This is a genomic window from Bradyrhizobium erythrophlei, from assembly GCF_900142985.1.
Lineage (GTDB): Bacteria > Pseudomonadota > Alphaproteobacteria > Rhizobiales > Xanthobacteraceae > Bradyrhizobium > Bradyrhizobium erythrophlei_B.
Window position 1 is genome coordinate 139,228 of the sequence record NZ_LT670849.1, and the last position, 15,139, is coordinate 154,366.

14 protein-coding genes, 1 pseudogene and 2 riboswitches are annotated in these 15,139 nt (G+C 60.1%); of the genes and pseudogenes, 10 read left to right on the top strand and 5 right to left on the bottom strand.

The annotated features are described in order from the left end of the window. Nucleotides 1-40: 40 nt before the first annotated feature. Nucleotides 41-274: a hypothetical protein gene (locus BUA38_RS00635; protein ID WP_072815909.1), complete on the bottom strand. Its 234-nt coding sequence runs from the start codon at nucleotides 272-274 to the stop codon at nucleotides 41-43. A 320-nt stretch (nucleotides 275-594) separates the two neighbouring features. Here BUA38_RS00635 and BUA38_RS00640 point away from each other — a divergent pair, with 320 nt between their 5' ends. The 3 genes from BUA38_RS00640 to BUA38_RS00650 are packed head-to-tail and all read left to right on the top strand — an operon-like array spanning nucleotide 595 to nucleotide 2,991. Next, nucleotides 595-2,202 carry a sensor histidine kinase gene (locus BUA38_RS00640; protein WP_072815911.1) on the top strand — a complete coding sequence of 536 codons (1,608 nt, stop codon included), beginning with the start codon at nucleotides 595-597 and terminating at the stop codon, nucleotides 2,200-2,202. 38 nt (nucleotides 2,203-2,240) lie between these two features. After that, nucleotides 2,241-2,450 (top strand): DUF1289 domain-containing protein, encoded by a 210-nt coding sequence (locus BUA38_RS00645; RefSeq protein WP_072815914.1) that lies wholly within the window; start codon nucleotides 2,241-2,243, stop codon nucleotides 2,448-2,450. A gap of 19 nt (nucleotides 2,451-2,469) precedes the next feature. Beyond that, on the top strand, nucleotides 2,470-2,991 hold the full coding sequence (locus BUA38_RS00650) for a TIGR02281 family clan AA aspartic protease (RefSeq protein WP_072815916.1): 522 nt from the start codon (nucleotides 2,470-2,472) through the stop codon (nucleotides 2,989-2,991). Nucleotides 2,992-3,235: 244 nt separating this feature from the next. Here BUA38_RS00650 and BUA38_RS00655 read toward each other — a convergent pair whose 3' ends face one another. Continuing rightward, nucleotides 3,236-5,371, bottom strand: coding sequence for a carbohydrate porin (locus BUA38_RS00655; protein ID WP_072815918.1), 2,136 nt, complete (start codon nucleotides 5,369-5,371; stop codon nucleotides 3,236-3,238). Between the two features lie 116 nt (nucleotides 5,372-5,487). Further along, a riboswitch (guanidine-I (ykkC/yxkD leader) is annotated at nucleotides 5,488-5,595 on the bottom strand. Nucleotides 5,596-5,900: 305 nt separating this feature from the next. Further along, nucleotides 5,901-6,004: riboswitch (guanidine-I (ykkC/yxkD leader) on the top strand. A gap of 75 nt (nucleotides 6,005-6,079) precedes the next feature. Here BUA38_RS00655 and BUA38_RS00660 point away from each other — a divergent pair. The 6 genes and pseudogenes from BUA38_RS00660 to BUA38_RS36400 form a co-directional block, all read left to right on the top strand. Further along, nucleotides 6,080-7,150, top strand: coding sequence for a putative urea ABC transporter substrate-binding protein (locus BUA38_RS00660; protein ID WP_072815920.1), 1,071 nt, complete (start codon nucleotides 6,080-6,082; stop codon nucleotides 7,148-7,150). Nucleotides 7,151-7,241: 91 nt separating this feature from the next. Next, nucleotides 7,242-8,063 (top strand): ABC transporter permease, encoded by an 822-nt coding sequence (locus tag BUA38_RS00665; protein WP_072825691.1) that lies wholly within the window; start codon nucleotides 7,242-7,244, stop codon nucleotides 8,061-8,063. Then, nucleotides 8,063-8,836, top strand: coding sequence for an ABC transporter ATP-binding protein (locus BUA38_RS00670; RefSeq protein ID WP_072815923.1), 774 nt, complete (start codon nucleotides 8,063-8,065; stop codon nucleotides 8,834-8,836). Before BUA38_RS00665 ends, BUA38_RS00670 begins: the two co-directional genes overlap by 1 nt. A 23-nt stretch (nucleotides 8,837-8,859) precedes the next feature. After that, entirely contained in the window at nucleotides 8,860-10,068 is a 1,209-nt protein-coding gene (locus tag BUA38_RS00675; RefSeq protein WP_072815925.1) for an agmatinase family protein, read from the top strand. Between the two features lie 137 nt (nucleotides 10,069-10,205). Continuing rightward, nucleotides 10,206-10,586: a hypothetical protein gene (locus BUA38_RS00680; RefSeq protein WP_172806151.1), complete on the top strand. Its 381-nt coding sequence runs from the start codon at nucleotides 10,206-10,208 to the stop codon at nucleotides 10,584-10,586. 24 nt (nucleotides 10,587-10,610) lie between these two features. Beyond that, nucleotides 10,611-10,693: pseudogene (locus BUA38_RS36400) on the top strand (TIGR02281 family clan AA aspartic protease); the annotation flags it as partial. Between the two features lies 1 nt (nucleotide 10,694). Here BUA38_RS36400 and dusA read toward each other — a convergent pair. Further along, nucleotides 10,695-11,690 carry a tRNA dihydrouridine(20/20a) synthase DusA gene (gene dusA, locus BUA38_RS00685; protein WP_072815929.1) on the bottom strand — a complete coding sequence of 332 codons (996 nt, stop codon included), beginning with the start codon at nucleotides 11,688-11,690 and terminating at the stop codon, nucleotides 10,695-10,697. A gap of 135 nt (nucleotides 11,691-11,825) precedes the next feature. Here dusA and BUA38_RS00690 point away from each other — a divergent pair, with 135 nt between their 5' ends. Then, nucleotides 11,826-12,233, top strand: a complete 408-nt coding sequence (locus tag BUA38_RS00690; RefSeq protein ID WP_244553164.1) for a hypothetical protein — start codon at nucleotides 11,826-11,828, stop codon at nucleotides 12,231-12,233. On the opposite strand, the gene BUA38_RS00695 is transcribed toward BUA38_RS00690, so the two are convergent. Both BUA38_RS00695 and BUA38_RS00700 read right to left on the bottom strand, forming a co-directional pair. Next, the gene (locus BUA38_RS00695; protein ID WP_072815931.1) at nucleotides 12,193-13,833 is read right to left on the bottom strand and encodes an MDR family MFS transporter; all 1,641 of its coding nucleotides are present in this window, start codon (nucleotides 13,831-13,833) and stop codon (nucleotides 12,193-12,195) included. The genes BUA38_RS00690 and BUA38_RS00695 overlap by 41 nt on opposite strands. Nucleotides 13,834-13,883: 50 nt before the next feature. Then, nucleotides 13,884-15,047: an HlyD family secretion protein gene (locus tag BUA38_RS00700; protein WP_072815933.1), complete on the bottom strand. Its 1,164-nt coding sequence runs from the start codon at nucleotides 15,045-15,047 to the stop codon at nucleotides 13,884-13,886. Nucleotides 15,048-15,139: the final 92 nt, after the last annotated feature.

Below are 15,139 nucleotides of genomic sequence, written 5' to 3' on the forward strand. Positions count from 1 at the left end.
TTGGGTGAACGATCAAGCTCCGCCAAGCAAGGCGCCGGCTTCAATAGCCGCCGCCGCCACCGGCATTTTTGCGGTCGAAATCATCTTCATACTTGATTGAGGAATACGGGCTGGCTGAGGGATCGGCGGCGCTGGGACGCTGGTGCACGACCCTCATCTTCTTCTTGATATGCTTGTTGGTCGTCGCCGCCTCGGCTTGCGTGACGACTGGAACAACGAGCCACGATGTCGTCAGCATCGAGAGGATCAAAAAGCCGATCGCACGTTTCGCCATGCATCTCTCCTGTCAGGCAAACAGCCCCCAATGAGAAACGACACCGCTGACAAACCAATATTCCTGAGACTGGATTCCTGGACCTGGTTTTGCTGTCCGCCGACATGGCTCTTCGACGACGGTTCCAAAGGCACTTGCTGACTTGCTGCGATGCCGTGCGATCGCCGGCAACGCGACCTCGCCAAGCCCTGCGCTTAACCTCTTATTAACGAGAATTTTTAGGTTCTTAAGCACCCTCTTAATGATTTAGCGCAAGAGATAGACGATGCAAAAGCTCGCCCGGGGCGTGGGGTAATGGCGGGCAGGATTTGTGTTGTCTGATGAGTAATTCCGCTGAAAAGCCAGAGGTTGTGCAGCTTCCTGCTGAATCGCCTGGCACGGCGCCCGTCGCCAGCCGGCGCGCCTCGGCACAGCGGGTGCGCGAGGCGCGCGACCGGTTAACATCATCAAGCGGAACCCGGCCGGCTTTCGACAGCGAGGTGCTCCGGCAGTATGCGCAAACGCGTCTGTCGGCTTCCTACGTCGTCATGCTCCTGATCGTGGCGACCGGCCTGTTGTTCGGCTTCTGGATGCCACCGGTGTCGGTCGCGGCGTGGACCTGCGGTCTGCTCTGCATCCACACCGCCATCATCCGCAGTTGCAGCCAGTTCATCGCCGCCCAGCCGTCGTCGCTGGCCGCGACCCGCACATGGCGTACCCGTTTCATCGTTCTCGATCTGCTGTACGGGCTGGGCTGGACTGCGCTCTTGATCCACCCTTCCGGCTTCGACGTCGTCTCCAATACGCTCATCATGTTCCTGATGCTGGTGATCGTTGCGGTGTCGAGCATGCTGGCGGCCAGTCTGCCGATCGCAGCCCTTGCGGCGACGGCGCCGGTGACGGCGGCGATTGCGGTCAACTTCACGCTCGGCGGCACCTTCGACAATTACGTGCTGGCGCTGCTCGCGCTCGCGGCGGAAGGATATTTTGCGCTTTTGGCGCATCGGCTGCATTCGGCGACGCTGGCGACGCTGGAAGCGCGCGCCGAAAAGGACGCCCTGATCGGCGAACTCGAGCAGGCCAAGGCCATTTCAGATGAAGCCCGGCATCGCGCGGAAGCCGCCAATGTCGCCAAGTCGCGATTCCTCGCGCAAATGAGCCACGAGCTGCGCACGCCCCTGAACGCGATCCTCGGCTTCTCCGAAGTGATGAAAAGCGAGATCTTCGGCGGGCATACGGTGCCGGTTTATCGGGAGTACTCTTCCGACATCCATAATTCCGGCGTTCACCTGCTCAATCTCATCAACGAGATTCTCGACCTGTCGCGGATCGAGGCCGGCCGTTACGAGCTGAACGAAGAAGCCGTCTCGCTGGTGCATGTCGTTTCCGACTGCAACCACCTGCTCAAGCTGCGCGCCACCAACCGCGGCATCACCATTCACGAAGTGTTCGAGAAAGACATGCCGCGCATCTGGGGCGACGAGCGCGCGGTGCGGCAAATCGTGCTCAACCTGCTGTCGAATTCGATCAAGTTCACGCCGCAAGGCGGCGAGATCTGGCTGAAGGTCGGCTGGACTGCTTCCGGAGGCCAGTATCTCAGCGTCAAGGACACCGGCTCGGGCATTGCGGAGGACGAAATCCCGATCGTGCTGGCGTCATTCGGGCAAGGCTCCAATTCGATCAAGTCGGCCGAACAGGGCGCGGGCCTTGGCCTGCCGATCGCCAAGAGCCTGATCGACATGCATGGCGGCACCTTCACGCTGAAATCCAAACTTCGCATCGGCACCGAGGTAATCGTCACCTTCCCGCCGGAGCGGGTGATGTCGGCGCTCGGCCCGATGTCGGAGGATGCGCCACCGCTGCAACCGGAAACCACGAACGGCAAGACCGCTGACGCTGCTTCCTCCGTCCGTCACAAACCGATCCTGAGCGCCGGAACCGGGTTGTAGGGGTAGGCAAATCATTTAATTCGCTTCACTATCAAACGATGAGCATAGAAACACCGTGTATCGCAGTCTGCATGATGGATCCGAGAACCAACCTTTGTTTCGGTTGCGGGCGCACGCTCGCCGAGATCGCGCGCTGGCATCGCATGGACAATGCGGAGCGCTTGACCGTGATGGCGGAATTGCCGGCGCGAATGGAGCAAGCCGGCTTGCAGCAGATCGCCCCGGCCAATCGTTCGAAGACCGGCTGAGCTACCGGCGAGGTGCGCTGTGAGCCGGATCCTGCTTGTGCTGGCCGTTTTGCTCGCCACCGCCGGCGCCGTCGTCGCCTATGGCGATCCCCACCAGATCGCGCGCGCCAAAAGCACGGTCTCAAGCACCGTCTCGAACCTGCTGCGGCCGCACGGGGCATCGATCCGCGCTGTGCAGATCGGCCGCGCACAAGGCGGCGAATTCGCGCTGCAAGCCAGGATCAACGGCGTCAACACGCCGATGGTGATCGACACCGGCGCGACCTCGGTCGTGCTCACCTATGAGACCGCAAAGGCGATCGGGCTTCCGCTCGAATTGCTTGAATACGACGTCGACGTCGAGACCGCGGGCGGCCACACCAAGGCTGCGCGGCTGACGCTGGACCGGCTTGCGATCGGCAAGCTGGTCGAGCGCTCGGTGCCAGCACTGGTGGTGCCGCACGGACAGATGAAGACGAACCTTTTGGGAATGAGTTTTCTCGACCGGCTGGAAAGCTGGGAAGTGCGTGCCGACAGCCTGATGCTGCGCGGCTATCCGTAAATTAGGCAGCGATGGCTGCGGGACTGGGAGGTCGGGGATAGCTGCTTTTGCCCTCAATGGACAGCGACGAATTCCTCTCTCGATACGGACAGTACCCCGGTGAGCACCTCAAATGAGATGAACCTTGAGATCGTACTTGCGATGGCTGTTGGGCTTGCAGCTTCGCATCGTCTGCTCGTCGCAAATGCGACGAGCGATAGCCTTCACTGAAGGCGAGGGATTTTAGATCCCCAAGGAGAAACACCTAGTACTGCCAATGGATGCGGGTCGCAAAAATGTTGATCGGCCCACGATCGCCATTAAAGCCGGGGTTTGCAAAGTACTGGTAATCGAAGGTGACAGCTGTCGAGGCGTTCAGCTGCCAACTGTAATAGGCCTCCAAGACCTGCTCGGCCCGAGGGTTGGGCAAGAGTCCGTCTCCGACAAACGAACCGAGGCCTCCGAGATTTAGATAGTTCTGCTCGGCCTTGGAAATCCGGTTGTAGATATAACCGGCCCCAATCGTATCGGCGGGCCTCCCCCACATTCTGCCCGTCACGGAGACGCCGCCGGAGGCGAAGAAGTTACTGTCCGTAACCGCAAGATCCTCGATATAACCCGGCGCCCAGCCAATTCGAGAGAAGATCCCGATATCTTGTGTAATAGCCTGCTCGATATTGATGTGTGCGTCGACCTTTTGGGTGTAATGACGCACGCAGGCTAACGCAGGAAACCCGGCTACGCCCCCCGCCAACGCGATCGAGCACGGCGAATTAGCCTGCGCATCGAAGATGGCATTCGAGTAGGTACCCAAGTTAGCGCTGATCAAATTGACGTTGAACTTGAATTTACCTGGCTGTCCCCACAGCTCATGCCGCTCCTCAAATTCAGCCATGATATCAAATTGTTTGAACGTCGGATCAACACCAAAAGTTGTCGACGTGGGGAGGTTGTCGGCGATTGCCGACTTTTCCGTGTCGAACCATCCCAAGCGGAACGTGTAGCGGCCTGTGTACCATTCGCCGACCGCGCCCCAGCCGGATCCCCAGGCGTCCCCGCCCCAATCGAATGGCAGCGCGTAGAGGAATCCCCAGTTCAAAAATTGGGTTCTGGAGTTGCCGGCATATTTGTTCGTGTCAAAAATATCGATCGGGGCCAGCCTGCCGAAGGTAAATACAAGGCGATCCGCGGTCTGGGTTCCGGCGAACTGATTGATATCGGCCGCCACTTTCTCCTTCTCGCCGCCAAGATCAATCGTCTGCCGGATGAAAGCGCGCTGTATCTTGGCATACGGTTCGGACGAGCCGATCTTGAAGGCCTCGCCGTTGACGTAGGCGCCAACACCTATGCTGTTACCAAGCCCGAGGCCTTGATCAATCTCCGGATTAATCCAGAGTTCAGCGCCGTTCCATAGCCGCATGCCCGCATAAAGCGTAGCCTCGCCGATCGAGCGGGCTTCTCCGCCACCGGGGAAGCCCAAAAATGGCGGTGAGGCTATAACGAGAGATCCCGGAGGATTCCGGAACGCGGGATAGCCCTGCCATGTGTATGTGGCCTGGGCGTGCATGTTGAACCTGTCCGGATCAGAGAAAAAACCGTTAGTGGGCGGCGGGTCCTTCTCGCCAAAATGATAATTCAGGCCTACGCGAACCTCCTGCTCGGACAGGTTCGAGGTGAACTGCTGGTTCGAGGTCAGGAAGTTTACGGGTCTGTTATTGCCGTAGCCGGTGAACAAGTACTCGGCCTTCACAGTCCAATGCGGCAGCAGCGGTCCTTCAATACCCGCTCCGGCCGCCCAGCCCGTTCGTTGCTGGAAAGAGGAATCGGTGCTGGGCGCCAGCAGGTAATTCTCCGAAGTCCAGGCAAAGCCGCCGGTCGCATAAAACAGCCAGTTCCCGGGCGCATAGCCGATGCGGCCCCGCACCGTGCCGGAAGCGAACACGTTGTCGCTATAGCTCGCGGTGCCCCCCAACACGGGGACGGTGTTACCGATTCTGTTGCCATAGTAATTTAGAAAGGATGAAACACTGACATCCGCTTCCACGCCAAGCACAACGCGGTTGGCGAGCATGCGGTTATAACCAACTTGTATGCCGTTGAACCAGCTTCCACCCTGGTTGTTCCCATCATAGCCCTGCGCCAGGCTGACGAAGCCCCTGTCGGTGACGGCTCCGCCCGAACTGGCGGTCCAATTTGAATTCCCCCATGCGTAACCTGTGTGAGCGCCGAAATAGAAACCTGTCCAGTCGTATAGTGCGGACGGCTGCGCTACCGGGGCTTTATATGCGAGGTCCGCCGCGGTGGCGCCGCTCGTAAGCAGGATCGCCACCGACGCGCCGCCCAATGCCGGACGCCATTCCGGCAGCCAATTCCTCGCCTTGGCAATGTAGAAGATATTCATACTCAGGAACCCCCCGATCAGGATCTAAACCTGTCCAAGAGGGATGCTGAGCCTTTCGGTGGAAGCGCAACGCGGAGGCTTCGCCGAAAGGAACGAAACGTTCCCCCTCGGTGTGAACCTCCCGGGCTTTTATCCCGCCGTGTGTCCGGCCTGAATGGGCCGGATTGCGACTCTCGGACCAGACACCGCTTCAACGAGCAGCCGGAACCCTAGTCGCATCAACTGAAAAGCGAAAAGCGTGCCAACAGAAAACCCAGCTTTTCCGTCGCTCGCGGCCACGCCCTGTCAAACATTTAGCCATTCGCGGGTCAAAGAAGCAGCCGAGCGCCGAATATGATGCCGATCATACATTCCGGAAAAGTCCAGGCCAATCCCGGACCAGCAGATGAGGCAGACTTCCTCCTTCGTAAATAGCCAGCCGAGCAGAGCACCGATGACCATGAAGGCGGACTGGCCATGCAATCGCACTAGATGATTTGCTGAATCAAAAAGCCTTTGCCTTTGGCACGCCGATTGCTAGATAGCGTGCAGAGTTGGCAGCTAGGGTTCCGATTTCCTCACGGGAGTGTCTGGTCCGAGAGTTGCCGCCGGAGGTCCAACCTCCGTGCACGGCGGGATAAAAGCCCGGGAGACCTCAGTGGCCGCGCTTGGCAGGCAACTCAGGTCCGTTTGCCAGTTCGCGGTCATCAAACCGATGAGGAACTGGAAATGCTGAAATCACGAAGCGTACTGACTGCCGTAGCTGCTGCCTGCCTGCTGGCGACCTCATCGATGTCGCCGGCTCTCGCCGAAAAGAAGACCGAGTTCAATATTGCCTGGACAATTTATGTCGGCTGGATGCCGTGGCCGTATGCGGCTGACTCCGGCATTGTCAAGAAATGGGCAGACAAATACGGCATCAAGATCAACGTCACGCAGATCAACGACTATGTCGAATCGATCAATCAGTACACGGCCGGCAAGTTCGATGGCGTCACCGTGACCAACATGGATGCGCTGACGATACCGGCCGCTGGCGGCGTCGATACCACCGCCGTGATCATGGGCGACTATTCGAACGGGAATGACGGCATCGTCTTGAAGAAAGGCCAGACGCTCGCCGACATCAAGGGTCAGAAAGTCAACCTCGTCGAACTGTCGGTCTCGCACTACCTGCTGGCGCGAGGATTGAGCACGGTGAAATTGAGCGAGAAGGACATCAAAATCGTCAACACCTCGGACGCTGACATTGTGGCCGCATCGAAAACCAAGGATACGACGGCAATCGTCACCTGGAATCCACAGCTTCTCGAAGTGAAGTCGGAACCCGGGGCGACGCTGGTCTACGATTCCAGCAAGATACCCGGCGAGATCGAGGATCTCCTTGTCGTCAACACCCAGACCTTGAAGGACAATCCGGATTTCGCCAGGGCGCTGGTCGGCATCTGGTACGACACCATCGCCTTGATGAAGGACACGGGCGAGAAGGGCAAGGCGGCGCGCGAGGCGATGGCAAAGCTCTCGGGCACCGATCTTGCCGGCTTCGAGAGCCAGCTCAAGACAACTCATATGTATTATGACCCGAAGGACGCGGCCAGCTTCGTGACAGGGCCGGACCTGGTGAAGACCATGGACCTCGTGCGTGGCTTCTCCTTCGAGCACAACCTGCTCGGCGAGAAAGTCACATCGAAGGATGCCGTTGGTATCGAAACGCCGACCAAGACGCTTGGCTCCGCCAAGAACGTCAAGCTTCGCTTCGATCCGAGCTACATGAAGCTCGCCGCGGACGGAAAGCTCTGATCAACTCCGCGCTTGACAGCGTTGTTGCCGGCATTGCATCTGCCGCCGGCAACAGCTGCCAGCGAGTTTGCGGTGTCGAGGAGGGCATCCTATTACACGCGTAATGAACGTCGTTCCCGGACGCGGCGCCCGGATCATTCTGGCTATGCTGCCGTTCATCCTGATTGCGATCATCTATGTGATCGGATCAGCGGAGCGGCGCGCCGCCAATCCTGACGACAAGCTGCTGCCCCCGGTCTCGGAAATGGTCGTGACATCAAAACGGCTGGTTGCCGAACCCGACCGGCGCTCCGGCGATTATGTGCTGTGGACGGACACTGCAGCCAGCCTGCGGCGCCTTGCGCTGGGACTCGGCATCTCGGCGCTGGCCGGTTTGATACTGGGGATTGCGATCGGCCTGTTGCCGGTCGCGGGCGCAGGATTTGGCACGCTGGTTGCGGTGCTCTCGATGATTCCGCCAATGGCGGTGCTTCCGATCCTGTTTATCGTGTTCGGCCTCGGCGAATTGTCGAAGGTGGTGCTGATCATCGTTGGCATCACGCCGATGCTGGTTCGCGACATCTCGCTCGAAGTGGCGGGCATGCCACGCGAACAGCTCATTAAAGCACAGACTCTGGGGGCCTCGACCTGGCAGGTCGCAATCCGCGTGGTGCTGCCGCAAATCATGCCGCGCCTGATCAAGTGTCTGCGGCTGATGATCGGGCCGGCGTTCCTGTTCCTCATTTCGGCGGAAGCGATCGCGGCCGACGCCGGTCTTGGTTATCGCATCTTCCTGGTTCGCCGCTATCTTTCGATGGACGTGATCTTGCCCTACGTCGCCTGGATCACGCTGCTCGCCTACCTTCTCGATCTCGCCTTGTCGTTGATCGGCCGACGCGCCTTTCCCTGGGCGTATGAACAGGAAGCGCGCTAATGAGCACGTTGTCCTTCCGCAACGTCTGGGTCGAATTTGGCGATCAGGTGGTTCTCGAACGCATCAATCTCGAGATCGCCTCCGGAACCTTCCTCTCAGTCGTCGGTCCTTCCGGAGCCGGCAAGAGCACCCTCCTGCACCTGATCCTCGGCCAACAGCGACCGACGCAGGGTCGTGTCCTGCTCGACGGAAAGCCCTTTCCAGCCGAGCCTGGACCAGACCGAGGCATCGTGTTCCAGCGCTACTCGGTGTTTCCGCATCTCACCGTGCTCGGCAATGTCCTGCTCGGCTACGAGCTCGCCGAGCGCGGATTTACCGCACGCTTGCTTGGCGAACCCAGGCGCAAGGCGATCGAGAAGAGCCTCGCGCTGATCGAGGCGGTGGGCCTCGGTCAGCATCGCGATAAATATCCCAGCGCCCTGTCGGGCGGCATGCAGCAACGGCTTGCGATTGCGCAGGCGATCGCCAAGCGCCCGCGCGTACTGCTCCTCGACGAACCCTTCGGTGCACTCGATCCCGGCACGCGCGCCCAGATGCATGCGCTGATCAAACCGTTGTGGCGCGATCTGAAGATGACGATTGTTATGGTCACCCACGACATCAAGGAGGCTTTCGGTCTTGCGACGCGGCTGATTGCGCTCGATCGAACGCGACACGACCCACAGGCGCCCGAACGGTTCGGCGCGAATATCACCTACGATTTGGATCTCACCCGCGACAGCACAGTGCCAGTTTTGGGTTTCACCAAGGCCGAAGCGGAAATCCGGCCATAAGACATCAGAGAGGAAGCTCATCCATGCTGTTCGAAACCCGTACACGCCATGCGCGCCGCGCCGGCCTGTGGCCGCAGCCACGGCGGACACGCCGACATCATCCCGACTTCGACAAGATGGCAACGCAAGGCTGGCAGTCGTTGGAAGCCGAAGGCAAGTTGCCTCACGCCCGCTGGCGCAAGGAGCGACAGTGGGCGCTGGATATGGGATTGCCCGGCGCCGAGAGCTTGACCGACCGCGATATCCCGACCTTTGCGCGAGGCGAGCTGCCGCATTTTGCCGGCATCAACACCTTCATGAAAGCGCCCTATGTCGAGGATGTGCGCGACGTCAGCAAATACGACGCCGCCGTGATTGGCATCCCCTTCGATTCCGGCACCACCTATCGCCCCGGCACCCGCTTCGGGCCGCAAGGCATCAGGCGTATCTCCGCGCTATATACGCCCTACAATTACGAGCTCGGCGTCGATCTGCGCGAGCAGATGACGCTGTGCGACGCCGGCGATGTCTTTACGATTCCGGCCAACCTCGAAAAGAGCTTTGACCAGATCTCGCGCGGCGTGGCCCATGTCTTCTCTTCCGGTGCGCTTCCGATCATGCTCGGTGGCGATCATTCGATCGGTTTTCCCTGCGTCCGCGGCATCGCGCAGTGCACCGACAAGAAGATCGGCATCATCCATTTCGATCGCCACATCGATATCCAGGAAAAGGATCTCGACGAGCGCATGCACACCACGCCATGGTACTGGGCAACCAATCTGCCAAACGTTTCACCGACCAATCTGGTGCAGCTCGGCATTGGCGGCTGGCAGGTACCGCGCGAAGGCGTCGAGGTGGCGCGCAGGCGGAACACCAACGTGCTGACGATCGCCGATATCGAAAGGATCGGACTGGAAAAGACCGCCGAGATTGCCCTGGAACTGGCGTGGAAGGATGCGGACGCCGTCTACATCTCCTTCGACGTCGACTCCCTGGATTGCGGCTTCGTTCCCGGCACCGGCTGGCCGGAGCCCGGTGGCTTCCTGCCGCGTGAAGCTCTGAAGATTCTCGGGCTGGTCGCTGCCGAAGGCCTTTGTGGCCTCGAGGTGGTCGAGGTTTCACCACCTTACGACACGTCCGACATCACGGCGCTGATCGGCGTGCGCGTTGTGGTCGAGGCACTGGGCTCGATGGTCGCCCACGGCAAGCTCGGCAGCCACAAGAAGATCATTAACAAGCCGGTTGCATATTGAGGGCCACCATGCATCGCCATCACCACGACCACGGGCATGATCACGAACATGACCATCCTCATGACCATGAACACCACCACCCTGGTCATCCGCCGCACGGCCCCGGCCACAACCATCTTCATTCCCACCGCGCGCCCGTGCAATGGCAGACGCCACACCAGCCGGACGGCGCCAAGGAACACGCGATTGGACCAGAGCCCGACCTCGACAAGGTTGAGGCGGCGTTTGTCGATGGCTTCTTTCAGGCGGCGGATCCCACAAGCTTCCTGCGCTTGGCGCGAATCCCGTTCGAGATCGCGGCCGACGGCGAAAACCTGAAACTGCTGCGGGTCGAGATCGACGCACTCACCGACGTCGGCAGCCTCACTCCGCATGTCGGCGGTGGCACCTTCCGCTACGATCCGCTGCCGTCGAATTTCGTCTCGCGCCGCCGCCGCCTGCGTTTCGTCTATTTCGACGGAGCGTCTCTGCGCGCGCTGAGCTACGCCGAGCTTCGCGACATCCAGACTCCCGCATAGCTCTCCCACTGGGAGACGCCACCCAATCTGCTCGGAATGAGTTTCTCGACCGGCTGGAAAGCTGGGAAGTGCGTGCCGACAGCCTGATGCTGCGCGGCTATCCGTAAATTAGGCAGCGATGGCTGCGGGACTGCGGTCGCTGACCAGCGCAATCGCAGCCTTCAATACATCCACGCCCGCGCCTTGCTTCACGCCGTGCTCGGCGAGATGACGGCGGAACGCCCGCGCACCGGGCACGCCGTGGAACGCGCCGACAAAATGCCGCGTGATGGAGTGCAGCCGCGTACCCAGGCTGAGCTCGCGCTCGATATAGGGCATCATCGCCTCGAACACGTCCTTCACGGTGGCGAACGGCGCCGCCTCGCCGAACAGTTCGGCATCGACGTCGATGAGCCGCCACGGCTCCTGATAGGCCGCGCGTCCCAGCATCACGCCGTCGACATGAGCGAGGTGCTGCTTTGCCTCTTCAAGATTGCCGATGCCGCCGTTGATGATGACGGGTACGCCAGGCATTGCCGCCTTGAGCCGGTACACGCGATCATAGTCGAGCGGCGGAATATCGCGGTTTTCCTTTGGCGACAGCCCGTTCAACCAGGCCTTGCGGGCATGAACGATCAACGCGTCGGCACCTGCCGCAACCACGGCGCGCGCGAGCGTATCGAGGGCTGCTTCCGGGTCCTGATCGTCGATGCCGATCCGGCATTTGACCGTCACAGGGATCACCACAGCCTGCTTCATCGCAGCCACGCAGGCGGCAACAAGCTCAGGCTCCGCCATCAGGCAGGCGCCGAAGCGGCCTTCCTTCACCCGGTCTGACGGGCAGCCGACATTGAGGTTGATTTCATCGTAGCCAAAATCCTCGCCGATCCTGGCCGAGGTCGCGAGGTCGCGCGGGTCGGACCCGCCGAGCTGGAGCGCCACGGGATGCTCGCTTTGGTCGAACGCCAATAGCCGCCGCCGGTCGCCATGAATGATGGCGCCTGATGTCAGCATCTCCGTGTACAGCCGTCCACGGCGCGTCATCAGGCGATGGAAGACGCGGCAATGCCGGTCAGTCCAATCCATCATGGGTGCGCAAGAAAATCGATAATCTTGATATTTCAACTATTTAACCTGCCATCTCAATGGGATGAAGGAAGAACATGGGCACCCCAAACTAGACGAAATTGCACACGTTTGTACCCGTTTTGACCTCTCTGCGCACACATAGCGCACACGAAATAGGGAGTGCAAACGCCCGTGGCCAGCTTCACGCAGTTGCCGTCCGGGAACTGGCGCGTCCAAGTCCGTCGGAAGAACCGCTACGTGGCAGAGACCTTTCGCCGCCGCAAGGACGGCGAGGAATGGGCGCTCGACATGGAGCGCAATATTGATCGCAGTGGGTCACCGAAGCCGCGTGCTGTCGTAAAGGCTCGAACCTTCGGCGACATCATCGACCTGCACGTCCAAGACATGCACGAGGTCGGCCGCCCTCCCCGCCGATCTAAGGCAGCCGTATTGGAGGCCCTGAAAGAATCTTTGGGATCCGAGGATCTGCTTTTTCATGACCTGCGGCACGAAGGCACTAGCCGACTCTTTGAGGCAGGACTCTCCATTGAAAAGGTTGCTAGTGCGCGCCGCCACTTTCGAGGTGACCAGGTTTCTTGAGCAGAAGAGACGCAATCAACGCAATGACCAAGGCTATTCCCAAGAGATAGAACGTGTCGCTGAAGGCCAGGATGAATGCCTGCTTCTGCACGACATTGCCGATCGCGACATAGGCACGATGCGCCGCGTCAACCCGATCGATGACACCATGGTTCATGAAATACTGCGTGAGCTGATCGATCCGGGTGCGAGTCGCCTGTTCGAACAGGGAAACCGATTGCGTCAGCACGTTGGAGTGATATTGCTCGCGCTTGGTTAGAACCGTCTGCAGCAAGGCGATGCCGATCGCACCGCCGAGATTGCGCAACATGTTGAAGAGCCCAGACGCCGAACCGGCATTCTCTGCCTCGATACCCGAAGTGGCAACGGCGGAGAGCGGGGCGAAGGCGAGCGCCTGTCCGACGGCGCGCACAACATTGGGCCAGAACAATTGATCGGATGCAAAATCCGGCGTCATGTAGATGTTCATGAAGTTGCTGGCGGCGAACAGCGCGAAGCCTATGCCGATAATCAATCGCACGTCGAAGCGCTTCATCAGCCGCGGCACCAGCGGGATCAGCACCAGTTGCGGCAGGCCGGTCCAAGCCAGGACCAAGCCTATCTGCTCGGAATTGTAACCCTGGATCCGCGTCAGATATTGCGGCAGGATGAATACCGATCCGTACAAAGCGATGCCCATCAGGAAGTTGGCGAGGACACCGAAACCGAAATTGCGGCGGGCGAGCAGACGCAGATTCAACAGCGGCTTCTTGCTGGTCAGCTCGATCCAGAAGAATAGCGACAGTGCGACAGCGGCGATCACCGACAACCGCACGATAAAATCCGATCCGAACCAATCGTCCTTGTTGCCTTCCTCGAGCACGGTCTGCAGCGCGCCCAGGCCGATCGCCATGGCGACGATGCCGGGCCAATCGCCCTCGCGCAGCAGCGAGAGCTTCATCGGCTTGGCCTCCAGCGAGAACCACAGCATGCCGAACATCAGCACGCCCGGCGCCAGATTGACGTAGAAGATGTATTCCCAACCCCAGTTCTCGGTAAGATAGCCGCCGATCGTCGGCCCAATCGCGGGCGCGAACGTCGCCGACACCGCGAACATCGCAAGACCGATCGATTGTTTCGTCTTGGGCAGCAAGGTGATGATGAGGGTGAAGGCCATAGGGATCAGCACGCCGCCAAAAAAGCCCTGGAGGGCGCGCAGCACGATCATCTGCGACAGATCCTGCGCCAGCGCGCAGGCGGCGGAAAACACGAGGAACAGCAGGGCATTCGTCAGCAGATAGACGCGGATCGAGAATACCTGCGCGAGCCAGCCACTCAGCGGAATCACGATGATCTCGGCGATCAGATAAGAGGTCGAAATCCAGCCACCATCGTCGATGCCGGCGCCGATCCCGCCTTGAATGTTTTCGAGCGATGCATTCACGATCTGAATGTTGAGCACCGCCATGAAGGCGCCGAGGGTCGCGCCGAACACCGCTATCCAGGTCTTGACGGACACCGCCTGAGAAGTAGCCGCCGATCCCGATGCGAGATCGACCCGCGAGCGATCGCTACCAAGGTCCGATGATGCGGTGTTGATAGTGGTCTGGCGCGTGGTCATGGCCGTCCCCTTGGGTGACAGAAGCGGAATGCGTTGAACGATGAAGCATTTCAGTCGGCCGCCTTTTGGCGCGACTGCGGAGTGGCATTGGACGCAAACCAGCTGCTCGACCGGCGCGCGGCGACTGCGGTGGCCTTGGTGTCGATGGTCGGCTCTGCCGACATTCCGGGGCGCAGCAACCCGGTCAGGCTGCGATCGTCAAGCACGATCTTCACCGGCACGCGCTGCACGATCTTGGTGAAATTGCCGGTCGCATTGTCGGGCGGCAGCAGAGCGAATTCGAGACCGCTTGCCGGCGACAGACTGTCGACATGACCCTTGAGCCTGGTGCCATGGAAGCTGTCGATCTCGATCTCGACGGGTTGACCATTGCGCACATGGGTGAGTTGGGTTTCCTTGAAATTGGCCACCACGTAGACCGCATCGAGCGGAACAACCGCCATCAGCTGCGTGCCGGCCTGCACGAACTGACCGACCCGTAGTGTACGCGCGCCGACAGTACCGTCGACCGGTGCAATGATCCGCGTATAGGAGAGGTTCAGCTCCGTCTGCGCTTCGACCGCGCGGGCGTGATCCAATTGGGCAACGGCTTTGGCACGGTCGGTGGTGAGGACGTCGACCTTCCTCTGGGCTGCGAGCAGGCCGGATTTGCCGTGCTGCAACTGTGCGATCTTTTCGCGCAAGGCCGCGTCGGTCTGTTGAGCACGCTGAACGGTGCCTGAGCCGCTTTTCATCAGGTCGTCGTAGCGAGCCTGTTCTTCTTGCGCGAACTTCAGGTTGGCCTCGGCGGCCGCCACATCGGCTCCACCCTGCTCAATCAACGGCTGCTGCAGGGCGATCTGCGCATCGAGGTTACGTATCGCGGCTTCGGACGCATTGACATCGGCGCGCGCCTGATCGAGTGCGGTCTTGAAATCGCGATCGTCGATCCGGGCCAGCAACTGCCCGGCTTTGACGGACTCATTGTCGGCAACCAGCACTTCGGAGAGATAGCCGGAGACCTTCGGCGACACGATCGTGGAGTCGGCCTTGACGTAGGCATCGTCGGTCGACTGTAGATACCGCCCGGTTGTCAGATAGTAGTGGCCGAAATCAGCCGCACCGGCGACACCCAAGGCCAGAGCCAGCCCTAGGGCGGCGCGCTTGATCGCCTGACGGGAGAGCCTGAACCCTGTTTTAGCAGGTAAATCAGTAACATAAGATAGATTTGACATGGCACCCTCTAGGAGAGAACGGCGTCCTCCCGTTCCACCCGAGATATGCAATGCCGCACGTGGTCTGATAATTATGGAAATATAGAAAGCAT